Genomic DNA, 26130 nt, shown 5'->3' with positions numbered 1-26130 from the left:
ACGCCTCGCGACCACCTCGGTCGCGGGGCGTCGTCGTCAGACGGCGAGGTCGTCGAGCATGCGCCTCAGCCGCTTGACCGAGACGGGCCGGGACGTCCCGAGGTTCTGCGCCACGACGCTCACGCGCAGCTCCTCGAGCGCCCAGCGCACCTCCTGGACGTCGGCAGCGTGCCGACGCAGGTCGCCGAGCCCGTCGGTGCGCTCGTGGAACTCGGCCTCGAGCTCCTGCACGCGCAGCAGCTGCTCGCTCGCAGGGGTGGCCAGCCGACGCCGTGCCGCCTCGAGGTAGACGTGCAGACGCCGCACCTGGGCGACCCCGAGCTCGCGCACGAACCCCGGGTGGACGAGCCAGCTGAGCTGCACCCGCACGTCCTCCGCGGCCTCACCCGGACCCTGGGGCTGCACCTGGGCGAGCTTCTCGAGGGCGCGCAGCACGTCGCGGAGCACCGCGGCGGTCGCGTCGTGCACCTCGGACCGGGCCGCCTCGCGCAGCGCAACGAACGCGGCCTCGTCCCACACCGGGCCACCGTGCCGGGTCACCAGGTCGTCGAGGGCCGCGAGGCGGCAGTCGTCGAGCACAGCCGCGGCGTCCTGGTACGGGGAGGAGGCGAGCAACAGCTTCTGGCGAAGGTCGAGGGTGCGACCGAGCGACGGCGTGGTCGTGGGCGTGCCCAGGGCCAGGAGCCGTGCCTGGGCACGCACCATGGCCACGTGCTGCTCAGCCTCGGTGTCGAGCACCGTGAGCGTCACCGAGGCACCGGCGTCGACCAGCGCGGGGTAGCCGGTCACCTGGCCCGCGGGGACGGTGCGCTCGATCGTGCCGACGTCCCACGAGGTGATGCCCGTACGCTCGGCCGCGGCGGCCACCTGCTCGAGGTCGCGACGCACGACGTCGCTCAGCTCGGCCCGCAGCGCCTCCAGGTCACGACCCCGCGCGATCTCGGCGCCGTCGTCGACCACGCGGAACGTGACCACCAGGTGCTCGGGAACGGCCGAGAGGTCGAAGTCGTCGGGGGTGACGAGGGTGCCCGTGCGCTGTCGGATGCCACGCACCAGCTGCTCCAGGAGCGGGCCACCCGAGGGGTCCAGCACCTCGACCAACGCAGCGGCGTGGTCCGGGACCGGCACGAGCTCGCGGCGCAGACGCTTCGGCAACGAGCGGACGAGCGCGACCACCAGCTTGTCGCGGTGTCCGGGCACGTTCCACAGGAACTCGGCCGGGTCCACCGACAGCAGCGCGTCGACCGGGACGTCGACGATCACGCCGTCGGTGTCGCTGCCGGGCTCGAAGGCATAGGACACCTGGTACTCGGCCGACTGCGACGTCCACGTGGTGGGGAAGTCCCGCTCCAGGTCGCCGACGTCGACCAGGAGCGAGTCCGGGTCGAGGTCGAGCAGGTCGGGGGTCTCGCGCGACGTCTTCTTCCACCACGCGTCGAAGTGCCGCACGGAGACGACGTCGGCCGGGACCCGTTCGTCGTAGAACGCGAACAGGGTCTCGTCGTCGACCCGCAGCCCGCGCCGACGCACGCGGTCCTCGACGGCCTCCGCAGCCTCGATCCGCTCGGTGTTCCGCTGAACGAACCCGTGCTGCGTGCGCCACTCGCCCTGCACCAACGCGTGCCGGACGAACAGCTCGCGCGCCAGGACCGGGTCGTGGCGCCCGAGCGGGACCAGCCGATCGACGACGAGCGGGATCCCGTAGAGCGTGACCCGCTCCTTGGCCATGGCCGCGCCGCGGCGTGCCGACCAGTGCGGCTCCGCGTACTGGCGCTTGACCAGGTGCGGTGCGGCCTTCTCCACCCACTCCGGCTCGACGCGGGCCACGGTGCGCCCCCACAGACGTCCGGTCTCGACCAGCTCGCCGGCCACCACCCAGCGCGGGGGCTTGCGCGCGAGCGCGGAGCCCGGGAACACCATGAAGCGTGCGCCGCGTGCGCCGAGGAACTCCTTGGAGTCCTCCTGGCGCACGCCCACGTGGGACAGCAGGCCGGTGAGCAGGGCACGGTGCACGTCGGCGGGGTCGGCGCCCACCTTCCCGGGCTTCATCCCGAGGTCGCGGACGGTGCGGCGCAGCTGGGCGTGCACGTCCTGCCACTCGCGGATCCGCAGGTAGTGCAGCAGCTCGTCGCGGCACAGGCGGCGGAACGCGCTGCTGCTGAGCTCGTCACGTCGCTCGCGCACGTACTCCCAGAGCACGAGCCAGGACAGGAAGTCCGAGTCGGGGCTGCGGAAGCGGGCGTGCAGCTGGTCGGCCCGTGCCTGGTGCTCGGCCGGCCGCTCGCGCGGGTCCTGGATGGACAGCCCGGCGACGATCACCAGCACGTCGGCGAGGCAGCCCTGGCGGTCCGCGGCCAGGAGCATGCGTGCCATGCGAGGGTCGGTCGGCAGGCGCGACATCGTCCGCCCGAGCCGTGACAGGCGCGGGCGTCCGTCCCGGCCCTCCTGCAGCGCGCCCAGCTCGGCCAGCAGCGCACGTCCGTCACCGACGGCACGGCGGTCCGGCGGGTCGAGGAACGGGAAGTCCTCGACGTCGCCGAGGTCGAGGGCGGCCATCTGCAGCAGGACGGATGCGAGGTTGGTGCGCAGGATCTCGGGGTCGGTGTACTCGGGCCGCCCGTCGTGGTCGTCCTCGGCGTAGAGCCGGATGCAGATGCCGTCCGCCACACGACCGCACCGTCCGGCGCGCTGGGCCGCGCTGGCACGCGAGACCGGCTCGATCGGCAGCCGCTGGACCTTCAGCCGCTGGCTGTAGCGGGAGATGCGGGCGTAGCCGGTGTCGACCACGTAGCGGATGCCCGGCACCGTCAGCGACGTCTCCGCGACGTTCGTCGCCAGCACGATGCGACGCCCCGGGTGCGAGGCGAAGATCTTGGCCTGGTCCTGGGCCGCCAGCCGGCCGTAGAGCGGCAGGATCTCCGTCTGGCGCCAGCGCAGACCCTCGAGGTGCGCTGCGGCGTCGCGGATCTCGCGCTCCCCGGACAGGAAGACCAGCACGTCGCCCTCGCGGGGGAGCTCGGAGATGGCCGCGGTGATCCCGTCGAGCATGCCGTCGTCGGGATCGGTGAGGGGGCGGTACCGCACCTCCACCGGGTACGTGCGGCCACTGACCTCGACCACGGGCGCGTCGTCGAACATCGCCGAGAACCGACCGACGTCGATCGTCGCCGAGGTGACCACGACCTTCAGGTCGGGGCGACGGGGGAGCAGCTGCTTGAGGTATCCGAGCAGGAAGTCGATGGCGAGGCTGCGCTCGTGGGCCTCGTCGACGATGACGGTGTCGTAGCGGCGCAGGTCCCGGTCGTGGTGGATCTCGCTCAGCAGCAGGCCGTCCGTGACCAGCCGGATCTGCGTCTCGTCGCTCGTGCGGTCGTCGAACCGGACGGCGTAGCCCACCTCCTGGCCCAGCTCGACCTCGCACTCCTGCGCGATGCGTGCCGCCACCGAGCGGGCCGCGATCCGTCGGGGCTGCGTGTGCACGATGCGTTCGCGGCCGAGCAGCCGCGCGATCCTCGGCAGCTGCGTGGTCTTGCCCGACCCGGTCTCCCCGGCGACGACCACGACCTGGTGGTCACGCAGAGCCTGGGCGATGTCGTCGGCCCGGTCCGCGATCGGCAGGCCGGGTGCGACCTCGATCTTCATCCCCCCGCCCATCCCCGCGCCCATCACCGCAGTCCCAGCCGGTCGCCGAGCAGCAGGACACCGACGAAGGCGAACACGTCGAGCAGCGTGTGGGCGACCACGAGGGGTGCGAGGCGGCGGGTCCGGTGGTACCAGTAGCCGAACACCAGACCCATGACGAGGTTGCCGAGGCCCTGGCCGAAGCCCTGGTAGAGGTGGTAGCTGCCGCGGATCACGGCGCTCGTCCAGATGACGGCCCAGGGGCCCCAGCCGAGCTGGCGGAGCCGGGTGAAGAGGTAGCCGACCATGACGACCTCCTCCAGCACGCCGTTCTGGAAGGCGGCCAGGACGAGCACGATCGCCGTCCACCAGTACACGTTCTCGGGGACGGTGAGCACCTCGGCGGTCACGCCCAGCGCACGTCCTGCCAGGTAGAGCCCGATGCCGGGGAGCCCGATGACGGCCGTCAGGCCGATGCCCTCGGCCACCACGCGACGTCGGCTGCTGCCGGTGAGTCCCAGCCTGCGCAGCACGCCCGGGCCGTCACCGGCGAGCAGGAAGAGGGCGAGCGCGACGGGGACGAGCGCGAAGCCGATCCCGAGCAGCTGGTAGGTCACGTCCAGCCACTCGCGGTCGCTGCGCGAGGAGTTGAGGGTGGCGGTCGCGTCGCGGAGCGGCCCACGGGTCAGGGCGGCCACCAGGCTGAGCACCGCGTACACCGCGGACTGTCCGAGGGACAGCCCCAGGACCAGCCAGACCTCGGCCCGGATCCGCGAGCGGCCCGGGGTGTGCGCCGCGGTCACAGGTCGTCGGTGGCGAAGGTGTCGCACTGGTTGGCGGTACCGCCCTCGTAGCCCCGCAGGAACCAGCGCTGGCGCTGCTCGCTCGAGCCGTGCGTCCACGAGTCGGGGTTCACCGTGGCGCCCGAGGACTGCTGGATGTGGTCGTCACCCACGGCGGCAGCGGCCGACAGCGCCGACCGGACGTCGGCCTGCGTGAGTGGCTTCAGCAGGGTGTTGCCGTCCGCGTCCTCGGTGGTCGCGGCGTGGTTGGCCCACACCCCGGCGAGGCAGTCGGCCATGAGCTCGACCCGCACCCCGCCGCCCGTCGCGCCGCTGCCCTCCTGCGCGCGACCGAGCAGGCCGAGGACGTGCTGCACGTGGTGGCCGTACTCGTGCGCCACCACGTACTCCTGCGCCAGGGCGCCGTCGTCGGCCCCGAAGCGGCTCGAGAGCAGCTCGAAGAAGGTCGCGTCCATGTAGATGCGCTCGTCGGACGGGCAGTAGAACGGTCCGGTCTGGTTCGAGGCGGTGCCGCACGCGGACTGCGTGCTGCCGGAGTAGATGACCGTCTGCGCCGCTCGGTACTGACGGCCGACGTCGGCGGGGAGGGCGTCGTTCCAGTAGTCCTGGACGCTGTTGACGGTGCCGATGATCCGGCAGGTGTCGTCGCGGTTGGCGTCGGCGCCGGTCCGGCACTGGCTGAAGTCCTCGGTGGACTCCTCGCCCTGGGCGGCGACCTGGCTGGTGTCGAACGGGTTGCTCGAGCCGCCCGTGACGCTGCTCAGGTCGACGCCGAAGAAGAGACCGATGAGCAGGACGACGATGCCGCCGACACCCCCGCCGACGACGGCCCCGCCGCGGGCCCGGCCCCCGGTGACCTGGCTGGTGTCGAGGCGGGCGCCCTCGTTGAAGCTCATGGCAGAAGTCTACGCAGCGGGATCAGCGACTCGGTGCTCTCGACCGGCCGGCGCCCTCGCGCTCACCTACGCTCGGGCCGTGAGCACCTCCCTGACCGACTCCACCGGACCAGCGTTGTCGTCGGACCCCGCTGCCGACGAGGAGCGCCGTCGTGGCCTGCGCCGGATGCGGATCGTCGCGACGTCGCTGCTCGTGGTCGCCGCGATCGTGTTCCTGCTGACGCGGGAGCGCGACGGCGCGTGGGGCTACGTGAACGCCGCGTCCGAGGCGGCCATGGTCGGCGCGATCGCCGACTGGTTCGCCGTGACGGCGCTGTTCCGCCACCCGTTGGGGTTGCCGATCCCGCACACGGCGATCATCCCGCGACGCAAGGCGTCGCTCGGGGCGAGCCTGCAGGAGTTCGTCACGGAGAACTTCCTGCGCCCGGAGGTCGTCAAGGAACGACTCGAGTCCGCCGAGCTGACCCGACGCACGGGTGTCTGGCTGGCCGACGGCGACCACGCGGCCCGGCTGGTGCGCGAGGGGTCGAAGATCACGGCCCATGCCCTCACCCGCGTGCGACCGGAGGACGTGGCCGCGCTCGTGGAGGAGGCGATCATCCCGCGCCTCGTCGAGGAGCCGCTCGCGCCGGTCGCCGGCAAGCTGCTGGGCGACGTCCTGGCCGAGCGCGCCCACGTGGGCATGGTGGACCTCGTCCTCGACGAGCTGCACGCGTGGCTGCTCGACAACGCCGACGAGGTGAGCGCGCTGGTGGGGGAGCGGGCACCGTGGTGGACCCCGCAGTGGGTCGACGAGCGCGTGGGCGCCCGCCTGCACCTCGAGGCCGTCTCCTGGGTGAGCGAGATCCGCAGCCAGCCCGACCACCGCGCCCGCCGCGCGCTGGACGGCTGGCTCGGCCGCCTCGCCGACGACCTGGAGGACGACGTCGAGACCCAGCAGAAGTTCGAGCGGCTCAAGACCCGCATGCTCAACCAGCCGCAGGTCACCCGCACGGGCGTCGCCGTGTGGGACGCCCTGCGTCGTGCCCTCATCGACACGCTGCAGGACGAGGAGGGGATGCTGCGGCGCCGCGCTCTGCAGGAGCTGCAGAACCTCGCCGTCCGCCTCCAGGAGGACGAGGCCCTCCGGGCACGCGGCGACAGGGTCGTCTCCGAGGCCGTCGCCTACATGGTCGACCACTACGGAGGCGAGGTCGCGACGATCATCTCCGCCACCGTGGACCGCTGGGACGGTGACGAGACGGCTCGCAAGGTCGAGCTGCACGTGGGCCGCGACCTGCAGTTCATCCGGATCAACGGCACCGTCGTCGGCGGTCTCGCGGGCCTGGTCATCCACACGGTCTCCCACCTCGTCTGAGCAGGGGTGGGGGTGCTGAGCGCTCCCGGGCCGGCTGGTACAGTTCCTGACTGCACCACGGATCCTCAGGGTCCACGTCCGGGTGGCGGAATTGGTAGACGCGCTAGCTTGAGGTGCTAGTGGCCCGATAGGGCTGTGGGGGTTCAAGTCCCCCCTCGGACACAGTGGGGGTCCTGACGAAACTCAGGGCCCCAAAGTGACGAAACCCTGGTCAGACTGCGGTCTGGACAGGGTTTCGTTGTATCTGGGCGCCGCCCGTTGGCCTAGTGCGTCCTTTTCTTGCGAATCCGGACTCGACGCGTGCGGCCGGGGCGCGTGTGGTGGGTCCGTCAGTGAGTTTTGTGAAACGCCTCTGGCCCGCCGGCACGGGGCCAGCGGGCTGCAAGGTGGGGTATGAAGTTGAGGTGCCTGTGGGTCCTACACGGGCACGGGGGGCGGTACGCCTCCAATGACGTTCCCGCTCACATCGAGTTCCTCGAACCCGTGGTCAGTCAAGTCGATCAGCGTGAGTGGGTCCCTCGTGTCGCCGCACACCTTGGCCCAACGCAGGAGAGTGGTCAGGTTGTAAGCCGCGACGACGAGGATGCCGTTGAAAGCTGTCTTGACCAGTCCGACCTGTCGTGTCCAGCCCCGGGTGGACACGTTCTGCTCGGTCTTGATGAAGCCGAAAGTTCCCTCGGCGCGGGACCGGCGTCCGTAGTCGGCTTGCCAGGCCTTGCTGCCCCAGTAGTGCTTCTGGTTCAACTTAGGCGCAGCCGAGGGGTCGATCGTGATGGTCTCCTGCGCGCACGCGCGAGGCAGGTTCTCGAGGTCCTCAGGCTCGACGGCGGGCCGGTCGCCGGGAAGCATGGTGCTCAGCGGGCATCCCTCGCACAGCAGCTTGCCGGCGCGCGCGGGGCACTTGAAGCGAGTCTTGCCGGATGACGTCGTGCCGTGCTTCTCGAACTTGTACTGATCGCGCTCGGCGATCTCAGCGTTGAACCTCTCGAGGTCGGCGACCTGTCGGTCGCGGTCTGCATGCTCCTTTGACGTCGCGTTGCGTCGTAGCTTCAAGGGGCTGAAGGTCTGCGGGCGTGCAATGCGCTTCAGACGGTTCGGCGTCGACGGGCAGTGCGCCCAGCCGTCGATCATCAGGCAGCCGTCTTTCACGTTCAGCTTGGCGCCGTGGTCGTTCGGGTGAAGATCGAAGACCTGCTCGATGCAGAACTCACGAAGCTTGTCGGCCCACTTGGGAGCGACCGAGTAGCTGTAGGCGCGGTCGACCATGATCTCGTCTACACCGCCTGGCAGTCCGTTGGCGTAGGCGAGCTCTGCGACTGTCTCTTCGATGCCCTTCTTGTTGGCGGGCAGCAGGAAGAAGGTCTCGACCAGTGCAGGCTCCTCGACACCGCCGACTGTGCCGGTGCGAATTCCCATGGTCGCGTGGAAGTCAAAGACCTTCTTGGTGCGGTTGTCGTATGCCTTGGTGCGAGGACCCCATCGGGCGTCTGGGTCGGCGCAGCGGAGTCCGCGGACCTTGCCGCGCGCCGCGGAGTCCAGCGCGGTGGCGTCGATCGCCAGCCGCGTCCCTCGTCCGATGTGAGTCGTGGACGCCGCGAGGATCTTGCGCTGGAAGTCCGCGAGTGCAGCCTGCCGCTCGGCTTGTTCGGCTGGGGTCAGCGAAGTGACGTTGTCGACATCCATGCCTGCTTCGCGGCGCGCCGCTCGTTCCGTAGCCATGAGCACGGGCTTGACGGCGTCACTGGTCTCGTAGGTGTCGGTGATCGTGTTGTGGAGGTAACGCACCTGCCGCAGGGACAGGACGTGAGAGCCGGACCGGATGTTCAGGGTCTTCTGGAGGGTGCGCGACAGCCCGGTGGTCAGCAGGCGGTGCAGTTTCGTGTGGTGAACCTTGTTCAGGTCCTGCGGGACCAAGATGATGGCGGCGAGAAGGACATCGATCTCGAGGTCACGCGGTCGGCCGCCGACGCCGCTTCGGACCCGGGCCTCGACGTCGGCACCCACACCCGAGCGCCGAACGTACTGCATCGTCATGTCGAACCGCTTGGCCTCGACCCTCATCGGTCGCCTCCAGACGGGTTCTTCAGCTCGGTCAGTATTCGGGCTACGACAGTCGGGTCTTGGGGCGGGCAGTGCGGAAGCAGGTCGGTGATCGTCCTGGGCGTGGAGAAGCCAGCTGCCTTGAGAAGGTCGGCCAGCGAGATGTCCGAGCACATGGCGGCGACGAGCCACGTGTTGCGCAACCGCATGATGCTGATGGACGGAGCGGGGTCGCCGGCGGTGACCGGTACCCGGTCGTCCGTCGGCACAATGTTCGTTCTGTCCTCGACGCGTCCGAGCAGCCGAGCCGACGGGCCGTGTCCGGCGGCGGCGTGGATCCGCAAGGCTGTGCGGATCCGGTCGGCGATGTCGTGACGAACCGGGACGGTGCGTGACCTGCGACCGTTGATGACGGTGACGGTCAGCACGGGAACGCCCTCCACGTCGATGTCGTTGAAGGACGTTGGGGTGAGCGCACGCATGTCTCCGGCGTCCAGCCCGGCTCCAAGCGGCAGACCGACCAGCAGGCAGATCCTCTTGGTGGCTGCGTCGGTTGGCTGGTTCTTGGCGAGCAGGATGAAGGTCCGGCATGTCTGGTCGTCGTAGGGGCCGACCACTGGAGGACGAGAGATGCGCGCTGGGCGTCCGTCCGGGCGCAGTGAGTCGATGCAGCGACGCAGGGCCGATCGGGCGGTGCTCATCGAGCGGTCCGTCGAGCTGTGGGATGCGACGAACGCCTCGAGGACACCCTGCGCGAACAATTCATCGCGCCGGATGCTCGGGCTGTTCGTGGCACGTCCCGGCGAGGAGGCGAACCACGTGAGGAACACCGCGACGAAGGAGCACACCTTCTTGGCGTTGCACACCGATCCCGGCTCGTATGCCAGAACGAGGTCTGTCGCCAGCTGCTCGTTTTGATCCCACACCGGACGGTTGGGAAGCCGCGGCAGGAAACCCTCGATAGCTGCAAGGATCACGGCATCGGGGGCGACTGGATGGGCCTCCGCCGCTTCGGCCCGCTGCTGCGCTGCCATCGCCTTGCGCGCCTGCGCCAAGGCCGCGGTGCGTGACAGCGGCTTGACGGTCGAGGATGGATCTGTCTTCTTGCGTGAATCGGAGGTCACGGTTGCTTCTCGCGTCGGTGGGTCACCTCGGCCAGCGACTGGAGAGTTGCTGGCGCCCACACCGTGCTGGGGTTCGCCGCTGCTGCAGTGGCGCTGACCTGCGGGTTTGCGCGAGCGAAGCTGTCGAACAGGGCCTTCGGAACCGTGCCGCGATCTGCGAAGATGACCGCAGCCAGAAGGGCTGCCCCGATGGGCCGGTGGCCAGCGGCCTGGACTAGTGGGTTGACTCGCGTCAGCGCTGCGGGCGGGGATGGGTTGAGAAGCGGCACAACACCAAGGGCGCGGCCGACGGCGCGCAATGCGTGACGCTGGCGGCTCTTGCTGCCGATGCTCACGACGAAGTTCGTGTACGTCTCGACCGACTCCGGCGACAGCAGCGTTGCGATGTCCAGGCGCGTGCCAACCTTCCAGCCCACTGGGCTGGCGAGGAAGCGGACCAGCGCGTTCAGATGACCGGTGGCGATCTGCGGTGACGACGGTCGTGCAGCCGTCACGGCGGCACGCACTTCGTCGCCGACTTCGAGCCACCAGTGTTCTGAGACCTTGCGCGGCGTGTAGTTGGCGATACGTGCCGCGGCGGCGGCGTCGACATCGCGGAGCTGGGGCGGGCGGTTGTTGTAGTCCATACCTCTGGCAGTCCCGCCTGGATCTCAGGACGCAAGCGCGCACACGCGCGCTGGTGGGGCATGTCGAGTGAAGTCGTTGCCTCATCGCGTCGCGGTGGCGTTCTCCATTGCGCTAACGGCGAGCGCCGGCACGGTGCTACCCGAGGGCTTCGGCCGCTCCGCGCATGACCGAGGACATCCAGGTCCGAGGCAGCGCCCACGCCCCCTGGAGGGCCACAAATGAAGACAAACGACTGGAGTCAGGACGACCTCGCTGGGGTCGTCCAGTTGAGCGACGTGAAGGCACGTCGACGCATGGATGTCCTGTTGATGATGCGGCGCCGGGTCGCGATCACCGCGGCTGAGCACCGGTCGCACTCGCTCGACGATGTGACCGCGTTGTGGTCGCTGCAGCTGGAACTGGAGCAGACGATCCAGGACGAGTTGCCGGACCTGCATGAGGAGCAGTTCGGACTCTGGGCGGTGGAGGAGCTCTCCTACGAGCACCCGCTTGGAGTCCTGACTCCCGGGTGCAGCCTGTGCGAGGCCATCGCGGCCGAGGCGCAGATCAATCTGGAACTGCCACAGGCTGCCTAAGTCGAACGACCAAGGGTGGGGTGAGCATTCGTGCTCACCCCGCCCTTCTGGCGTCCACTGCGCCTACAGGCGGCACCGAGCGAGCCGGTAGTTCGCCCCAACCGTAGACCCACTTGACGGAACCTGTAGAGCTTCCGGCGTCTGCTTGCGGGCACCTCCGGTCGGCTTTTCGCGGGCTCTGCCCCTCGGCTACGGCTACGGCTCAGCTGCGCGTCGAGACGAGTTCGGTGTCGGCCTCCGCGGTGTGCGCGGACCGGTGCTCCCATGGGAAAACCCAGCGGAACAGGCTCAGGACGGGCTTGCGGCACCAGCAGTCCGTGGCGCAGTCGCAGCGCATCGCGCCGAGGTGCTCCGCGAGCCTGTTGCCGACTGCGATGAGGACGTAGGCGCCGACCAGCACAAGAACCGCGCGTCTCACGGCAGGGCCGCGATCAGCTGGTCGGTGGTGGGTGAGCCACTGAGCCCTGTCGGCGTGGTGTAGACCCGGCAGGCGAGCCCCACCTGCTCGGTACCGGACGCGAACGGGTCGATGCCGTCGATGCGGATGGTTGGAGACCCCAGGAACCCGGTCGCCTCTGCCTCCTCGACGGTCTCGACCCGGCGACGCTCCACGATGGCGTCCTGGTGATTGGCGGCCCGAAGTGCCTCGGAAAGCCGCTCGTCGGCGACCGTCCAGTTCGGGCATCCATCGAAGTACAGCAGCTCAACACGCATCGGATGCTCCTTCTGGCCGGCAGGGTTCACTTCCTACTGTGCCACCGCCGTCACCGGCAGACGACCCGATCGGCGTGGTCCGCAGCGCCGGGGCCGCGCCCTTGCCGGGTGCAGGCTCGGTGCGGCCCCTTCGCGTGCCCGCTCGTCGTGGTGTCTACCGCGTGCTGGCTGCCGTGGCGGCACCGTTGCGGCGTGCCAGGGCCGCGGCGACCGGGTAGCCGGTGGCCAGGCCGAGAACGATGCCGATCTGCATGAGGAACCAGAACGACCCCTCGGAGGCGGGCGGCATGTACTCGTTGAAGTGCAGCAGCAGCATCCAGCTGGCCATGCCAATGTCGAACGCCAGCACGGTCAGCACCGCTGCGCCTGCTGCGGCGCCGACGCTCACGCCTGTGGCTGCGGTTCGCTCGAACGTGAACAGCAGCACGATGGCCAGTGCGCCGATGACCAGCAGCATGACCCACAGGTCGATGCCGGCGATGGTCAGGCCGGAGGCCAGCACCAGGGGCACCCCGACGAGGTGCGCAACGGCGCTGGCCGCCCCGCCGGGCAGGCTGACGGTCGCCGCCGACGCTGCGGAGTCGCGGTCGACGTGGCCGGTGCGGGCAGGAGCTCGACCGGTCTTGGTGTACAGCCACAGTGCTGCGGGTCCGAGGTAGAGACCAGAGCACACCCAGACAATCTCGGTGGCGATGGTGCGGTGCCGTCGCCCTCGGCCGTAGATGTCGGCGGCGATGAGAGCTGCGCTGAGCACGGCAAGGGCGATGTAGGCCCAGGCCACGGGCGTGACCCAGGCGGGGACGTTGTTGGTCATGTTCATGTGAGGTTCCTCTGTCGGAAGGGGGTGTGAGTAGGCGTGCGCAAGCGCGTGTGTCCCTTGTGCCGTGGCGCGTGACGGCGCTGCTATAGGAACGCGCGCGTCAGGGCGAGCAGCGCCAGCAGCGGCGCGGCGGTGTCGCGTGCGGTCGATGACAGCACCTGCAACGGGAGCCGTGAAGGTCGGGGAAGTGTCGCGCTTGAGGTGCCTGTCAGCAGCGGATGACGGTGGTCCGTTGTCGTGGTGTCAGGGCCTCGAAGGTCCCGCGCATGCTACCTAGGTGAACGAGGGTCGGACGCGCTTGCTGCCACAGGACCCGCGTAGACGGGCCTCGACGCCAAGCGGCGAGGGCCAAAGCCGAGACCAGCAACGCCAGGCACATGATCATCAGGCCGCCGCAGTCCGGCATCCCACCGGTGCCGTGACCCATTGGGGCGTCCGCGCCGGTCGGCGACACGGCTGCGTGGGTGGCGGCGGCTGGGTGGGTCATCGCCATGGACGTCATCGAGTCGTCCATAGCGGACATGCCACCGATGGCGGGCGCGCTCATCAGGCTGTGCATGAGCACGATGCCCACGATCAACGCGGGCGCCAGAACGAGCAGCAACCACCCGTGGCGGGTGGTCGCCGGGCGGGCGGCGGAGGCGTTCGACATCGCGTTCATCGTACGTACCGCAGCGTGTTCCGGCCCGGTGGAAGTCAGAACGTCTGAGAGCCCGCCGGGGAAACCGCTTGTCTTTCAGCACGCTCACGTCATAGCATCGCCGTATGACGATGACATTGGACGCGGTCGATGCGGCAGCCGAGGAACCTCTGACCGCTGCTGCGTGCCTGTTCCACGGGTTCAGTGACCGCTCGCGCCTGGTGATCCTGCAGCACCTGTTGTCCGGAGAACACCGGGTGGTCGAGCTGACCGAGCACCTGGGACTGGCCCAGTCCACCGTCTCCAAGCACCTTGCTTGCCTGAAGGAGTGCGGTCTGGTCACCTCCCGACCGCAGGGCCGAGCGTCGGTGTTCAGTGTCACCCACCCCGAAGCGACGACCCAGCTGCTGGCAGCGGCCGAGACGTTGCTGGACCTGACCGGGTTCGCCGTCACCCTGTGCCCGACCTACGGAGTCAACCGATGAGCACCCTCGACCTGGCAACCAAGCAGCGCTTGGGTAGGCGCGCCAAGATGCTCGCCGGCCTGTCGGTGACGTACAACGTCGTCGAGGCCGTCATCGCCATCACCGCCGGCATCGTGGCCGGGTCCGTGGCCCTGGTCGGTTTCGGCCTGGACTCGGTCGTCGAGGTCTCCAGCGGCCTGATCATCCTGTGGCAGTTCTCCCACCGCATCCCGGAGTCCCGCGAGCAGCAGGCGCTGCGACTGCTGGCATTCTCGTTCTTCGCCCTGGCCGCCTACGTCGGGTTCGAGTCCGTCCGCAGCCTGCTGACCGGCGCCGAGTCCGACCCGTCGACCGTGGGCATCGTCCTGGCCGCGGTGTCGCTGGTCGTGATGCCGTTCATCTCCTACGCGCAGCGCCGCACCGGCAAGGCGCTCGGCTCGAACGCGGTCGTCGCCGACGGCACACAAACGCTGCTGTGCACGTACCTGTCCGCGGTGCTGCTGGTCGGCCTGATCCTCAACGCAACGCTGGGCTGGTCGTGGGCCGACCCCATCGCTGGGCTCATCATCGCCGGCGTCGCCGTGCGCGAAGGACTCGAGGCGTGGCGCGGCGATGGATGCTGCTCACCCATCAGCCGAGACAGCGACGACACCGCCGGGTGCGGATGCACCGACTGCCAGGACGACTGCTGCGCACCAGCCAGCGAGCCGCAGACCCTTCAGCTCGGCACGGACAGGAGCCTCTGATGGGATCCGGGCACAGCCACGGGCCCCCGGCAGGACACGCCGGTGCCAAGTACCGCGGCAAGCTGGCCATCGCGTTTGGCCTCATCGCGACGTTCTTCGTCGTCGAGCTCGTCTACGGCCTGCTCGCGGACTCCCTGGCTCTGATCTCCGATGCCGGCCACATGGCAGCCGACGTCGTCGCCCTAGGTGCTGCGCTGGCCGCGACCAAGATCGCGACCCGCAAGGACACGACCGGCCGCCGGTCGTTCGGGTCCTACCGGGCCGAGGTCTTCGCCTCAGGCCTGACCGTCCTGCTGATGCTGGCAGTGTCGGCCTACGTGGTCATCGAGGCCATCAGCCGCATCGGCAGCGACCCCGAGGTCTCCTCGGGGCCCATGGTCGTGGTCGGCGGGCTCGGCCTGGTCGTCAACATCGTCGTGATGCTCCTGCTGCGGGTCGGCTCCAAGGAGAGCCTGAACGTCAAGGGCGCCTACTTCGAGGTCGTCGCCGACACCGCCGGGTCCGTCGGTGTCATTGCCGCCGGCATCCTCATCGCGACCACCGGGCAGGCGTGGTGGGACACGGCCGTTGCCGTGGCCATCGGTGCGTTCGTCGCCGTCCGCGCCGTCATCCTCGGCCGGCAGGTCCTGGCCGTCCTGGGTCAGCACGTCCCAGAGGGGATGGCCATCGACGCGGTCGCTGACGACCTGGCCGCCATCCCCGGCGTCACCGACGTCCACGACCTGCACATCTGGGTGCTGACGTCGGGCATGAACGTGGCCACCGCCCACCTCGTCGCCGACGACACCGATGAGTTCCCCCGCATCCTCGAACACGCCCGCACCACGTTGAAGACCACCTACGCCATCGAGCACGCCACCCTCCAGGTCGAACGCACAGCAGCACGCGAGTGCCACGAGATCGACTGGTGACCCACACCCAGGAACGAGACGACCGATGAAGACCATGACCAGACAGACCAAGATCGCGATCCTGTTCGGCCTCATCGCAGTAGCCCTGTTCGGTGGTGCGTTCGTCTACCAGAACCTCGCCGGCACCGAACCCGCCGACGCTGCCGAACGACAGGACATCACCGTCCGCGCGGACAGCCACCGCCTCGACACCGCCGACGACGGCAAGGTCACGCTCGTGGAGTTCCTGGACTTCGAGTGCGAGGCCTGCCGCGCCGCTTACCCGTTCGTCGAGCAGCTTCGCGAGCAGTACGACGGCCAGGTCACGTTCGTCCTGCGCTACTTCCCGATCCCCAGCCACACCAACGCGAACAATGCCGCCTACGCGGTGGAGTCCGCCGCCCGTCAGGGCAAGCTCGAGGACATGTACAAGCGGATGTACGACACCCAGGCCGAGTGGGGAGAGTCCCAAGACTCCAAGGCCGACCTCTTCCGCAGCTACGCCCAGGAGCTCGGCCTCGACATGGCCCAGTACGACGCCGACGTCGCCAGCCCCGACGTTGCAGCGCGCGTGGCCAAGGACGTGGCCGACGGGCAGCGGCTCGGCGTCACCGGCACCCCGTCGTTCTTCCTCAATGGCGAACCCCTGACCCCGTCGACGCCCGGCGAGTTCATCAACGCCATCGACAATGCCCTGGCGAAGTAGGACGAGCGCGAGCCTTCTTCAAGGTCGCGTCCCCTCCTCGGCGCCCCGTTGCTGCCAAGACGTGAGGTGCGTCAACTGAGGGCCTCTGGATCCGCGAGCGGTGCGGGAGCACACTGGAGGCATGAGCGTCGTGCCTCGCAGGAGTGCCGCAGAGCAGGCCAAGAACATGGCCCTAGGGGAGGCGCTCGCGCGAGCGGTCGAAGAAACCCACCTCGGTGACATCCTCGCTACCGGGGGCATCACGACCGTCGCGTTGGACGAGGACGGACGCATGGTCGAGTACCGGCCCGACGGCACCACCACCGTCCTGAGTTGAGTCCGAACACCGCGGCTCTGTCGGTGGCTGGAGCCACGATGGGACGGTGACCGACCCGATCGAGAAGTGGCGCCAAGCGTTCCGCGACATGCAAGCGCGCCTGCTCGAGTCCGGGGTGCTGGATCTTGAAGCGCTCCGGTCCCAGCGACGCGACCCCAACATCGAGGCCACCGCAGACTGGGCTCGAACACAGGGGAGCGCAGTCCTGGTCCTCGCCGACGCCGAAGGCCCCGTCTACCCGACGTTCCAGTTCACCGACACCGGCGACCTGCGGCCCGAGCTGGCCACACATGTCGCAGTCCTTCAGGATGCGGGACTGTCGCCGTGGAAGATTTGGGCGTGGCTGACTGAGCCTGTCTCCCTGCTGTCCGGCGACATCCCGGAGCAGGTCGTGGCCAGCAGTCCCCGCCGCGTCGAGCGAGCTGTTCGGCGGTACGCCGACAGGTACCGCGCCGGAGGCTGACCAGCACCCGCCTCCGCAGGGATGGCTACTTCGGTGTGATGTTGACGTCGCACATCTGGTCGCCGTGCTGGAGACCGACCATCCCGTTCATCACCTCGGTAGGGACCTTCTCCGAGAACGGGACACGGACATCTTCGCCTGGACCGACTGTGACGGTCTTGGTCGCCGTGTAGGCCTCCTGCCCGACCGGGAACCACTGGGCCGTGACGTCGACTTCACCCGCGACGGTGCCGGAGTTCGAGACGTTCCCGGTCGCGACCAACGAGTAGGTGGACGGCTCGATGACCAGCGGGAACTCGTTCTCGCACGACGACGTCACCTCTAGGACGGCCTCGTCCGGGGGTGCCGGCGTCGCAGAGTCAGTGGTCGCCGTAACCGCCGCGAGCGGTGCGGGAGCTGAGTCCGACTGCGAGGTCGTGCCGCACGCGGCGAGCATCGTCGCAACGACCGCGCTGATTGCAACGCACAGCAGGGTCTTGCGTGTCACCGGCGGCATCCCTTCGGAGATGGTGTGCCCGAACAGGACTGTACGGGGCCACCTCCCCCCCGCGAGGGCTGTTCTGGCTCAGTCCACCTGGAAGTGCGCCAGGCCTTCCGTGCGCTGGATCGCATCCTGGTACCGCCGGACTGCCCACGCCGAGAACTCCAACCCCGACAGGGCGCTGGCCAAGCTGGAGTCTCTGGGGTCGTGCGAGCGAGCCCGCAATGTCAGCAGGTCATGCCGCAACGGAGCGTCCGGGTCCTCGACCGCGAGGTCGAGGTCGTTGCGCACGGCTTCCACCTCCTGCTCAACCCGCCGCATGTGCTTCTGCGCTGTTCGCAGCTCGTGCAGCAGCTGCTCACGTAAGAGCCTCAGCAGGGACTGAAACGTCGGCAGACAGTCCGCTCGTAGGTACACATGGCCGGCTCGACCACGCTCGACGCCGCGGACGAGCAGCTTGTCCTCGATCAGCATCCTCAGCGCGTCCACGTCCACGCCCGTCTGGCGGTGGACCTCGGACAATTTCAACAGCACCGGTTCGGCCTCGCCGCTATTAGATGGTGCGGGCTCGGGGGAGGGAACCGGCTGGTCTGTCATGCCCGCATGTTGCCACGTAGCGCGTGACGGAGGTGCTGATGCAGCCAGTGCTCGTGTGCTGGAAGCGCGTGCGCCGCTACGGCCGCTCCGCGCGGCACCAGTCATCGCTCGGTACAGTCGCCGGATGACCGGCGATGTTGTCATCCTTGGGGCGGGGTTCTCAAGGGCTGTGTCGAGCGCGATGCCGATGACTGCCGAGTTGGGTCAGGAGGTGCTGAACCTGCTGAGTACTCGGGGAGCAAGCGGGCTCGAGCGTCTCGAGTTCGACGGCTCGCAACTTGAACGCTGGCTATCCCGGCTGGCGGAACCCCAACCCGACCTGAGCGCGGCGAAGAACGGGCACGGTGGCCACGTTCAACTACGACACGCTCGTTGAGACGGCGGTCGGCATGGCGGGCCTGTTCGACCGAGATAGCCGGCTGGTCACCGGAGCCGAAATCATCCGGCACATGCCGCCCCTGCGAGAGCGTCCTGCCGAGGGGATGCGTTGGGGCACCCAAAGGTCCGACACGTTCAGGTACCTGAAGCTGCACGGTTCTGTGGACACGTTCTGGATACCCGGCGACGTATCCGGAGCAAGCATCGGCCGGTGGCACATGCCTGGTAGATGGGGCGAGCCGCAAGTACCGGATGACGAGGACCGCCGCCAAGTCCTGCCGGGCACGGAGGCGTACATCGTCCCGCCGGCGGCAGCGAAGTCGTCGTTCTACGCCAACCCGCTGGCCCGTGAGTTGTGGCGTACGACGGCTCAAGCGCTGACCGCGGCGGACCGCGTAACTGTTGTCGGGTACTCGCTCCCGCTCACGGACCTTGTCACCAGCGGGATGCTTGCCGACACGATCGTGAACGCGACGTGCGAGGTGGTGGTCGTAGACCCGTTTCCGGATCTCGTAGGAGGCAGGCTCGTCGAACTAGGAGTAGACCCGGGACGGATACGCCAGGTCGGCGGTGACGACTGCGTCATGCGGTATGCCCAACAGCTTGACGAAGACATGACGGTCGAGCTGCCTGCAGACCTGGACGGCGACGTGCGGCTGGTCGTCGGTTGGGGACCGCCCCGTGGGCCGCCGTGACCTCGGCCGTCGCGAGCGATGGCGACGGACTCGCTCGCGTCCAGGTGGCAGACGCAGCAAGTGCTACGTGGGGCTCAGCCACGGTCCCAGCGCGCGAACTCCTCGGACCGGCCGGGCGTCCGGACCGCATTGAGGTCGAGTACGCCACCGGTCGCCGCTCCCGAGTCGCGCATGCTGCGCAGTGGTCCGAAGATGGCAGCGGTCGGTACCTGGTGCTCACGCCGTCTGCCAGAGAGGCGCAGTGACTTAGGCGAGTCGCCGCCGGTGCTGCCGGCAATCTGACGTTCTCCTCCACGGCGTGTCTGTACAAACGTCTAAGTTCCCGACGGGACCATGGTGCCTAACCGCAGATCGAAAGGGCCGCCGTGACCATCGACGTGATGCTCAACGGCGAGCCCCTGCCTGTGGACCGCGACGTGTTCGCTTCGCTGTTCGAGAACTCGGTCGCCGCCGATCGGGCTCCGGTTCAGGCGGCCCTCGAGCGGAATCGCATTTCGTTCCGAGAGCTTGTCGAGATGGCGACAGTCGCCGAGATCCCGTACCCGCTGTTCTTCGCACCGGTGGACGTCGTCCTGGAACAAATCCGCCTGAAGAACGAGAAGTTGATGGCCGGGTTCACCAAGCCATCCTTCTCGATGAACTCCCGCAACATCGTGCGGCTGGCGGACGTAGAGCTGATCGTCAAGGACCTCCTGCGCAAGCAGATGATTCTGCGCGCCGACACGACCCTGACCCCGAACACGGTCGTCGGCTGCCTCGGCAAGCCCGGCACGTCTGTGCGGCACGACGCCGACACCCTCCGACGTCAGCTGGGTTTCACGAACGACGATCTCAAGGCCGCCAAGTCCAAGGAGGCGGCCCTGGAATTGCTCATCAGCGCGCTGGAGGCAAGGCAGATCTTGGTCGGTAGGAGCGCAAAGAACCACATGCCGCAACAGATGCCAAGACGGACACGCTTCAGCGGGATGACGATCAAGGACGCACGGGTCCCGTACATCTTCCTGGCCAGCGGAGACGAAGGCGAACGTCTCGAACCGACCGGTCGCAAGGTCTTCACACTGGTCCTGCTGACGGTCATGGTCGCGCGCGGAACCTTCGCTCCGGTCACCTATGACGGTCACACCAAGGACGAGACCACGCCTCGCGAGTTCGACACCGCCGGCGAGGTCCTTCTCCCGTCGTCAGAGATCAGCACTCTAGACCTTGAGTCGTTGGCAGCGGTCAAAGACGCCGCCAACCTCTACAAGGTCACGCCGAGTGCTCTGGCGATGAGAGCGCGGCGCCTGGACCTGCTGCCGCAGGACACCTTCCGCGAACACATGGACCAGCTTGCTGACGAGTACGCGCGTCGCGTCGACCCCCCAAAACGCAACGCCAAGCCCGTCAACGCCCTGCGCAAGTACAACGGGACGGAGTGCTCGCGCCGCATGCTGGGGCTCCTGGACGCCGGCGAGATCGGACGGCGCGACTTCTGCAGGGTCATGTTCTCCAACAAGCTGAAGCCCGCTCAGATCGATGACTTTCGGGCGGCAGTGCGATGAGTACCCAGCGGTTCATGGTGGACAACAACGCGCTGACGTTCCTGGGTGAACGCCGCCGAAGAAGCACGACGTTCAGGGAGAGGTGCCGCATCCCGGAGGATGTTCTGCGCGAGGCCGGGGGCGCCCCCGATCACGCCTCGCTCCTCAGCCTTGCCTTCGCCGTCACCCCCTCGGTCCTTCGCTACGTACGGAGGGTCATGGCGGCCGTCCCGCTCGGCAACACCGAACTCATCGATCTGTACGGGTACAAGGGCACCGCCGACCCGGTTCTGGTCGCCTCGGCGTTGGCAGCGCTCGACCAAGAGGCGTTGACCCTGCTACCCGATCGTTGGTCCATCGTGACCCTGGACAAGGCAGTGCTAGCTACGGCCGCCGCGTTCGGAGTGCCCACAACGACCCCGACCGAGCTCGCGCACTTGATTGACGCCTCCGTCTGACGCGGGCATGTTGCCGCGAAGCGCGTAGCCGCGTCGGCCGCAGACCCCCAGGTTCTCCCCGGCATCACGGCCAAACAAGGGAATGAGCTGGAACGACAGGATCTAGGACCGAAAATGTGTGATCATTTCGCCGACATCGTGTGAAGCCCTCGAATGGCGGCATTTTTCGCCCTTCAGTTCCAGGGCGTTTGAGTTTCGTCACCACCCCACAGTGAAGGGACCGGCCTACAGGCCGGTCCCTTCGTCGTTCCAGAGGCGCCGGAGACGCCGGTCAACCCTTCGGACGGGACGCGATCTCCGAGCGCTGGTCCACGATCTCGGCCGCCACCTCGCTGAGCTTGACGTTGCGGCCCTGCGAGAGACGCGTCAGGTAGGCGAACGCGGTCTCGGCGTCGATGTCGAAGACCGTCATCAGGACCCCCTGGGCCTGGCCGATGACCGTCCGGTTGTCGATCGCGCGCATGAGGTGCGCACGCTCCTGCGCCGCGGCCAGGGCCACGGACGCATGGGCACCGAGGACGCTCAACGTGTCGGCGTCGCTCGACGTGAAGGCGTCGCGGCGCCGGGCGTACACGTTCAGGGAGCCGTAGCGGCGGTCGCCGACAGCCAGGCGCACGCTCAGCGAGCTGGGGAAGCCGCGATCCTCGGCATAGGCGCCCCACTGCGGCCACCGGGGATCGCGGGCCGCGTCCCCGGTGAACAGGACGGAGGTGTCGGTGCGGACCACGTCGAGGCACGGTCCCTCGTCGAGCTCGGCCTGGCGCGCATGCGCCTCGTTCACCACGCGTGAGGTGCTGACCGGCGTCTCGATCCGTCCGCGCGCTCGCAGGAGCAGGATGCCGGAGTCGTCGGCGTCCACGGCCCGACAGGCGTACTGTCCGATGCTCTCGAGAGCCTCCGTGTCGGTCTGCGGACTCAGCTCCACCGCCATGGTGGAGAAGAGCTGCTGGAGTTCCATGGTGTCGACCTCCGCTGGCTGGGTCCAGGACACCGGGCCCGGTGCCTGACGGGCACCCGCGACCGCGGGTACCACCGGGCACGTACCCGGTGAGGACCGGAACTCACGGTGTCGAGCGCAGAAGCGTCGTCTCCGGCACCCGGAGAGCGTTTGCGGGTCCCAGGTTCGGGTACCGGTCCACGCGTGACGACCACCTCGCGCCCCGCCGCTCGCCGGAGGACGTCGTGGGGCTCCTTGCTGATGGGGATCGGGTTCGGAGGCTTCGTCGACGGCATCGTCCTGCACCAGATCCTCCAGTGGCACCACATGCTGTCCCACCGCGAGCCTGCGACGACGCTCGCCGGACTCGAGCTCAACTCGGTCGCTGACGGGTTCTTCCACGCCGTGACGTGGCTGTTCGTGCTGCTGGGGTCCTTCGTCCTCGTGCGCGAGTCGCGTCGGCACGGGCCGCCCGACCTCGCGACGCACGTGGGGCTGCTGCTGGTGGGCTGGGGTTCCTTCAACCTGGTCGAGGGCACGGTGAACCACCACCTGCTCCGCATCCACCACGTGCGTGACGACCTGGGAGGGCCGGTGTCCTGGGACGTCGGCTTCCTCGCCCTCAGCGTGCTCCTGCTCGTCCTCGGGTGGGCCGTGCACCGACGAGGCCGTGCACGACGCCAGGCTTGACCTGCCCGCCGCCGCGATCCCGTCGAGCTACACCGACAGCGCGCGGACGTCCTGGCTGACTCCCTCGTCCGTCGTGCGCAGGAACACCACGTGGCCGAACTCGAGGAGGGACCAGTCGTCCTCCTCGTCGGTCAACGGCTCGGAGGCGAAGATGGCCGACGTCGCCTCCTCGCGCGAGTACTGCCCGAACCCGTAGGTCCCGGCATCGTGCTCGAAGTCGCGTCCCGCCGACAGGTACATCGGCTCCAGCAGCATCGACAGGGCGAAGTCGTCGGTACCCGGTCCGGCCGTGCGCAGCTCGCGCCAGTCACCCTCGGGCGCGGTCTCGCCCTGGTGCCCGAGCCCGGCGTTGACGCCGATGATGCGTCCGGGCGCGACGAGCGCCATCTTCAGCTTCGTCAGAGCCGGGAGGTCGAGCGTCTCCATCGCCTTGGCCACGAGCCGCAGCAGCTCCTCCACCGCGAGCTGCACGCCGTCGTCGCTGTCGTCACCGAGCAGGGACAGCAGGAGCACGTACAGGAACTCCGTGTCGGTGGTCCCACGCATCTGGCTGAGGAACTCGTCCTTGCAGTGCTGAAGCAGCTCACGCTGCAGGAGCTGCCAGCCGGGCAGGTCGCCGTTCTGGGCGATGATCCACGGGGCGCCGCGGAACGAGAAGGGATGGCAGTTCTCGTCGGCCAGCACACAGCTCGCGTCGTAGTCGGCGGCCCGCACGTGGGCCAGCAGCGTGCTGGCCTGCAGGCTGGGGACGATGCCGGGCGCGTTGTCGTCGTAGAACGCCGCCATCGGCCGGTGGTAGAGCAGGGGCTCGTCGGGCTTCAGCAGGTGCTCGCTCCAGATGCCGAAGCCCCAGCCCGCGAGCTGCAGCTGTGGGTGACGCTCCGGGTCGAGCGACTGGTTGACCAGACTGTTCTCCGGCGTGAGCAGCAGGCTCTCGACGGGGACCTCCGGCCCGATGTAGGCGAGAACTCGGCACATGGGCGTCCCTCACTGGTGGTCGGCTCCGGCGAGAGGTCGCCGCGGATGCGGCGCGTCCGATCGGGCGCGAGCCTCCGAGCCTACGGCTCGGAGCAGATCCTGCACGTCGCTGCGCGCCGCACGCACGAGCGCCCCTGGCGACCGTGGTCGTCAGGGGCGTCCGCGCTCGCGCTCAATCCTGCGTGCGCTCGTCCTTCTTGGCCTCGACGAGGTCGTCCAGCACCTCGGCGTCGGCGTGCGCCTCGGTGGCGGCGTCCTTCGCCTTCTTCGCCTCGTCCAGGCCGGCCTTGGCCTTCGTGCGAGCCGCCTTCTTCTTGGCCTCTGCGGCGGTCGCGACACGCTTCTTGCGCTGCTCGACGGTCTCGGTGCGGCGCGCGGCGACCTCGTCGGCGGCGACCTTCTTCTCCGAGGCCTTGGCCTGGGCCTTCCGTGTGGCCTGCTTCTTGCCCTGCTCCTCCGCCTTGGTCGCCTCGGTGGCACCGGAGGCGACGCGCTCAGCGGCCGCCTGACGCTTCCGCTCGGCCTCGCGGCGACCGTCGGCGGCGACGCGCTCGGCCGCCGCGCGACGCTCGTCGGCCTGCTTCTGGAGACGGGCGGCCTCGACGAGGGCGTCGACCCGCTCGATGCGGGCGTTTCCGCGCGCGGCGAGGGCGTCGTGGTGCAGGAGCGTCCCGGCCGCGCGGTCAGCGCTGCCGATCGTGCGGTCCACCGTGAGGCGAACGGCCGACGACTCGGGCAGGCGCGACACCAGTCCCCGGTCGATCACGGTGAGGGGCAGTCGTGCTGCCGTGTAGGGCAGGGCGATGAGGGTGCTGATCATGGTCATCCTTGGCTCGGGTCCTGGTCGCGCAGCTGCGCGGCCTGTCGTGCGGCGGCGTCGGCCTCGCGCTCGAGACGCGCTCGGTCCTCGGCGGCCTGGCGCTCGGTGGTGGCGGCGTCGGCGGCCAGGGCCTCGGCGTCGCCCACGGCCCTCTCGGCCACGTCCTCGGCGCGCTGCTCGGCGGCCTGACGCCCCACCGCCTCCTGCTGCGCCGCCTCGCGCTCGGCGGCGACGTGCTGCTCCTGGCGCTCACGGTCGACGGCACGCTGGGCGGCGTCGGCCTGGTCGTTCGCGGCCTCCTGGTGCGCCGCGGCCTCCTGGTTCGACTCCCGCAGCTCCTGCGCCGCGCCGTCGCGCTTGGCGTCGGCGACGGCCTGCTCGGCCACGGCGTCCTTGCGGTGGGCTGCCTCGGCCTGCTGGAGCTGGCCCTCCTCGGCGAGGTCGTCACGGCCTGTCACCGCACCGACGACCTCCTTGGCCTTGCCGGCGATGTTGTCCAGCAGGCCCTCGCGAGCCTCGGCTGCTGTGTCGTCCTTGTCGTGGGTCATGGGAACGACGTGCCCACCCCGCCCAGAACCATGCAGTCCCTCGGGTGTGACCTCGCACTCAGGGTCGGCGGACTGCCGACGGACGGGCCGCCGGCACCGGCTCAGGGGATGATCCGGGCCCCGCGGTAGCGCTCGAGGTGGTGGAAGAAGCTCTCACGGGTGTCGCGGAACCCGAGGAAGCCGGCCGCGCGGCTCTTGTTCATGTCGGTCACGCACTCGATCGTGCGTCCCAGGTCGCCGTCGGTGTGCCACCAGGAGGCCACACGGCCGAGGTCGGGCTCCGCCAGGCCGTGCTTCTCCGCGAGGTCGCGCCATACGTCCTCCATGCCGGCCATGGCCACCTCCAGCGGGCGCGGCTCGGCCTCGAAGCCCTCCCACGGGACGCCGAAGTGCTCCGCGATGCGCGGCCACAGGGTCCGCCACCGGAAGACGTCGCCGTTGGCGATGTTGAACGCCTGGTCCCGACCCGCCTCGTGGGTCGCCGCCCAGACGATCTGCTCCGCGAGCAGGTCCGCGTCGGTCACGTCGGTGAGACCGTCCCACTGCTGCTGCGACCCGGGGAAGACGAAGGTCAGTCCCAGCTCGCGGCACAAGGCGGCGTAGGCCGCGACCGTGAGCGTGAGGTTCATGGCGTTGCCGGTGGCGAAGCCGAGGACGGTGTGCGAGCGGTGGACGCTCCACGTGAAGCCGTCGCGCTCGGCCGCCGCGAAGAGCTCGTCCTCCTGGGCGTAGTAGAAGTTGGGGTGGTCCAGACGCGGCTCCTCCTCGCGGAAGGGGGTGTCCGGGACCTCGCCCGTCCCGTAGGCCTCGAACGGGCCGAGGTAGTGCTTGAGCCCCGTCATGAGGGCCACGTGCTGCACGGAGCCGGACGGCGCGAGGGCAACCAGCAGGTGGCGCACGGCACCCGCGTTCACGCGGATGTTCTCCTCCTCGGTGTCCTGTCGCGTCCACGCCGTGATGGCGACGAGCTGCGGGTCGACGCCCTCCAGCGCTCGCGCCAGGCCGTCGGGGTCGCCGAGGTCGGCAGCCACCGGCGTGACACCGTCGGGCGCACGGCCACTGCGCGAGAGGCCGAAGGTCTGCCAGCCGTCGGCCGCCAGCGTGGCGGCGAGGGTCTGGCCGACGATGCCGGAGGCACCGACGACGAGGGCACGACGGGCGGGAGCGTCAGGGGTCACGGGGATCCTTCGGTGGGGGAGGACCCGACGCGGCGGCGGACGGGCCCA

General features: G+C 69.1%; 29 protein-coding genes and 1 tRNA gene. 14 read left to right on the top strand and 16 right to left on the bottom strand.

The features are described 5' to 3' along the window. Positions 1-36: 36 nt before the first annotated feature. Genes hrpA through RQG84_RS10990 form a run of 3 tightly spaced genes read right to left on the bottom strand, consistent with a single transcriptional unit; the run spans position 37 to position 5320 of the window. Positions 37-3642, bottom strand: coding sequence for an ATP-dependent RNA helicase HrpA (gene hrpA, locus RQG84_RS11000; RefSeq protein WP_311210065.1), 3606 nt, complete (start codon positions 3640-3642; stop codon positions 37-39). A 23-nt stretch (positions 3643-3665) separates the two neighbouring features. Further along, positions 3666-4424, bottom strand: coding sequence for a CPBP family intramembrane glutamic endopeptidase (locus RQG84_RS10995; RefSeq protein ID WP_055968129.1), 759 nt, complete (start codon positions 4422-4424; stop codon positions 3666-3668). Then, positions 4421-5320, bottom strand: a complete 900-nt coding sequence (locus tag RQG84_RS10990) for a neutral zinc metallopeptidase (RefSeq protein ID WP_311210064.1) — start codon at positions 5318-5320, stop codon at positions 4421-4423. The genes RQG84_RS10995 and RQG84_RS10990 overlap by 4 nt, the downstream gene beginning before the upstream one ends. A gap of 79 nt (positions 5321-5399) precedes the next feature. Between RQG84_RS10990 and RQG84_RS10985 the strand changes: the two genes are divergently transcribed. Together RQG84_RS10985 and RQG84_RS10980 are read left to right on the top strand one after the other, a co-directional pair. Next, entirely contained in the window at positions 5400-6677 is a 1278-nt protein-coding gene (locus tag RQG84_RS10985; RefSeq protein ID WP_311210063.1) for a DUF445 domain-containing protein, read from the top strand. A 76-nt stretch (positions 6678-6753) separates the two neighbouring features. After that, positions 6754-6839, top strand: a tRNA-Leu gene (locus RQG84_RS10980). A 255-nt stretch (positions 6840-7094) separates the two neighbouring features. Here the strand turns inward: RQG84_RS10980 and RQG84_RS10975 are convergent. Genes RQG84_RS10975 through RQG84_RS10965 form a run of 3 tightly spaced genes read right to left on the bottom strand, consistent with a single transcriptional unit; the run spans position 7095 to position 10467 of the window. Next, on the bottom strand, positions 7095-8738 hold the full coding sequence (locus RQG84_RS10975) for a transposase (protein ID WP_311210062.1): 1644 nt from the start codon (positions 8736-8738) through the stop codon (positions 7095-7097). After that, positions 8735-9841, bottom strand: coding sequence for a hypothetical protein (locus RQG84_RS10970; protein WP_311210061.1), 1107 nt, complete (start codon positions 9839-9841; stop codon positions 8735-8737). The genes RQG84_RS10975 and RQG84_RS10970 overlap by 4 nt, the downstream gene beginning before the upstream one ends. Continuing rightward, positions 9838-10467, bottom strand: coding sequence for a hypothetical protein (locus tag RQG84_RS10965; RefSeq protein ID WP_311210060.1), 630 nt, complete (start codon positions 10465-10467; stop codon positions 9838-9840). The genes RQG84_RS10970 and RQG84_RS10965 overlap by 4 nt, the downstream gene beginning before the upstream one ends. A 219-nt stretch (positions 10468-10686) precedes the next feature. On the opposite strand from RQG84_RS10965, the gene RQG84_RS10960 reads away from it, so the two are divergent. Next, positions 10687-11043, top strand: coding sequence for a hypothetical protein (locus RQG84_RS10960; RefSeq protein WP_311210059.1), 357 nt, complete (start codon positions 10687-10689; stop codon positions 11041-11043). Between the two features lie 414 nt (positions 11044-11457). Here the strand turns inward: RQG84_RS10960 and RQG84_RS10955 are convergent, their stop codons facing one another. From RQG84_RS10955 to RQG84_RS10945, 3 genes are all read right to left on the bottom strand, one after another. Then, positions 11458-11757, bottom strand: coding sequence for a thioredoxin family protein (locus tag RQG84_RS10955; protein WP_311210058.1), 300 nt, complete (start codon positions 11755-11757; stop codon positions 11458-11460). Positions 11758-11911: 154 nt separating this feature from the next. Continuing rightward, positions 11912-12577, bottom strand: coding sequence for a DUF4396 domain-containing protein (locus tag RQG84_RS10950; protein ID WP_311210057.1), 666 nt, complete (start codon positions 12575-12577; stop codon positions 11912-11914). A gap of 208 nt (positions 12578-12785) precedes the next feature. Beyond that, complete coding sequence (locus RQG84_RS10945; RefSeq protein ID WP_311210056.1) at positions 12786-13229, bottom strand: hypothetical protein; 444 nt, start codon at positions 13227-13229, stop codon at positions 12786-12788. A 113-nt stretch (positions 13230-13342) separates the two neighbouring features. On the opposite strand from RQG84_RS10945, the gene RQG84_RS10940 reads away from it, so the two are divergent. The 6 genes from RQG84_RS10940 (at position 13343) to RQG84_RS10915 (ending at position 16802) form a co-directional block, all read left to right on the top strand. Beyond that, the gene (locus tag RQG84_RS10940; protein WP_396135280.1) at positions 13343-13702 is read left to right on the top strand and encodes an ArsR/SmtB family transcription factor; all 360 of its coding nucleotides are present in this window, start codon (positions 13343-13345) and stop codon (positions 13700-13702) included. Beyond that, the gene (locus RQG84_RS10935) at positions 13699-14427 is read left to right on the top strand and encodes a cation transporter (RefSeq protein WP_311210055.1); all 729 of its coding nucleotides are present in this window, start codon (positions 13699-13701) and stop codon (positions 14425-14427) included. Before RQG84_RS10940 ends, RQG84_RS10935 begins: the two co-directional genes overlap by 4 nt. Beyond that, a complete protein-coding gene (locus tag RQG84_RS10930) occupies positions 14427-15338 on the top strand; it encodes a cation diffusion facilitator family transporter (protein WP_311210054.1) in 912 nt (303 codons plus the stop codon). The genes RQG84_RS10935 and RQG84_RS10930 overlap by 1 nt, the downstream gene beginning before the upstream one ends. A 34-nt stretch (positions 15339-15372) precedes the next feature. Then, positions 15373-16023 (top strand): thioredoxin domain-containing protein, encoded by a 651-nt coding sequence (locus RQG84_RS10925; RefSeq protein WP_311210053.1) that lies wholly within the window; start codon positions 15373-15375, stop codon positions 16021-16023. A 121-nt stretch (positions 16024-16144) separates the two neighbouring features. Further along, positions 16145-16339, top strand: a complete 195-nt coding sequence (locus RQG84_RS10920) for a hypothetical protein (RefSeq protein ID WP_311210052.1) — start codon at positions 16145-16147, stop codon at positions 16337-16339. 46 nt (positions 16340-16385) lie between these two features. Further along, the gene (locus RQG84_RS10915) at positions 16386-16802 is read left to right on the top strand and encodes a hypothetical protein (RefSeq protein WP_311210051.1); all 417 of its coding nucleotides are present in this window, start codon (positions 16386-16388) and stop codon (positions 16800-16802) included. A 25-nt stretch (positions 16803-16827) separates the two neighbouring features. On the opposite strand, the gene RQG84_RS10910 is transcribed toward RQG84_RS10915, so the two are convergent. Continuing rightward, on the bottom strand, positions 16828-17298 hold the full coding sequence (locus RQG84_RS10910; RefSeq protein WP_311210050.1) for a hypothetical protein: 471 nt from the start codon (positions 17296-17298) through the stop codon (positions 16828-16830). A gap of 69 nt (positions 17299-17367) precedes the next feature. After that, on the bottom strand, positions 17368-17880 hold the full coding sequence (locus RQG84_RS10905) for a hypothetical protein (RefSeq protein WP_311210049.1): 513 nt from the start codon (positions 17878-17880) through the stop codon (positions 17368-17370). A gap of 124 nt (positions 17881-18004) precedes the next feature. On the opposite strand from RQG84_RS10905, the gene RQG84_RS10900 reads away from it, so the two are divergent. The 4 genes from RQG84_RS10900 to RQG84_RS10885 all read left to right on the top strand — a co-directional run bounded on the left by RQG84_RS10900 (position 18005) and on the right by RQG84_RS10885 (position 20931). Then, on the top strand, positions 18005-18256 hold the full coding sequence (locus RQG84_RS10900; RefSeq protein WP_311210048.1) for a hypothetical protein: 252 nt from the start codon (positions 18005-18007) through the stop codon (positions 18254-18256). Further along, positions 18225-18953, top strand: coding sequence for a hypothetical protein (locus RQG84_RS10895; RefSeq protein ID WP_311210047.1), 729 nt, complete (start codon positions 18225-18227; stop codon positions 18951-18953). Before RQG84_RS10900 ends, RQG84_RS10895 begins: the two co-directional genes overlap by 32 nt. Positions 18954-19318: 365 nt before the next feature. Continuing rightward, positions 19319-20494 carry a hypothetical protein gene (locus tag RQG84_RS10890; RefSeq protein ID WP_311210046.1) on the top strand — a complete coding sequence of 392 codons (1176 nt, stop codon included), beginning with the start codon at positions 19319-19321 and terminating at the stop codon, positions 20492-20494. Between the two features lie 14 nt (positions 20495-20508). Then, positions 20509-20931: a hypothetical protein gene (locus RQG84_RS10885; protein ID WP_311210045.1), complete on the top strand. Its 423-nt coding sequence runs from the start codon at positions 20509-20511 to the stop codon at positions 20929-20931. A gap of 271 nt (positions 20932-21202) precedes the next feature. Here the strand turns inward: RQG84_RS10885 and RQG84_RS10880 are convergent, their stop codons facing one another. Beyond that, positions 21203-21889 carry a GAF and ANTAR domain-containing protein gene (locus RQG84_RS10880; protein ID WP_311210044.1) on the bottom strand — a complete coding sequence of 229 codons (687 nt, stop codon included), beginning with the start codon at positions 21887-21889 and terminating at the stop codon, positions 21203-21205. Between the two features lie 183 nt (positions 21890-22072). Here RQG84_RS10880 and RQG84_RS10875 point away from each other — a divergent pair, with 183 nt between their 5' ends. Then, positions 22073-22558 (top strand): DUF2243 domain-containing protein, encoded by a 486-nt coding sequence (locus RQG84_RS10875; protein WP_311210043.1) that lies wholly within the window; start codon positions 22073-22075, stop codon positions 22556-22558. Between the two features lie 27 nt (positions 22559-22585). Here the strand turns inward: RQG84_RS10875 and RQG84_RS10870 are convergent, their stop codons facing one another. The 4 genes from RQG84_RS10870 to RQG84_RS10855 form a co-directional block, all read right to left on the bottom strand. After that, entirely contained in the window at positions 22586-23536 is a 951-nt protein-coding gene (locus RQG84_RS10870; protein ID WP_311210042.1) for a class II glutamine amidotransferase, read from the bottom strand. Positions 23537-23708: 172 nt separating this feature from the next. Continuing rightward, positions 23709-24356, bottom strand: coding sequence for a hypothetical protein (locus RQG84_RS10865; RefSeq protein ID WP_311210041.1), 648 nt, complete (start codon positions 24354-24356; stop codon positions 23709-23711). A gap of 2 nt (positions 24357-24358) precedes the next feature. Continuing rightward, positions 24359-24904: a hypothetical protein gene (locus RQG84_RS10860; protein WP_311210040.1), complete on the bottom strand. Its 546-nt coding sequence runs from the start codon at positions 24902-24904 to the stop codon at positions 24359-24361. Between the two features lie 101 nt (positions 24905-25005). Continuing rightward, positions 25006-26082, bottom strand: coding sequence for an SDR family oxidoreductase (locus RQG84_RS10855; RefSeq protein WP_311210039.1), 1077 nt, complete (start codon positions 26080-26082; stop codon positions 25006-25008). Positions 26083-26130 lie beyond the last annotated feature (48 nt).

The organism is Aeromicrobium sp. WCS2018Hpa-31, from assembly GCF_031843905.1.
Taxonomy (GTDB): Bacteria; Actinomycetota; Actinomycetes; order Propionibacteriales; family Nocardioidaceae; genus Aeromicrobium.
This window is presented reverse-complemented; position numbering and strand designations above follow the sequence as displayed.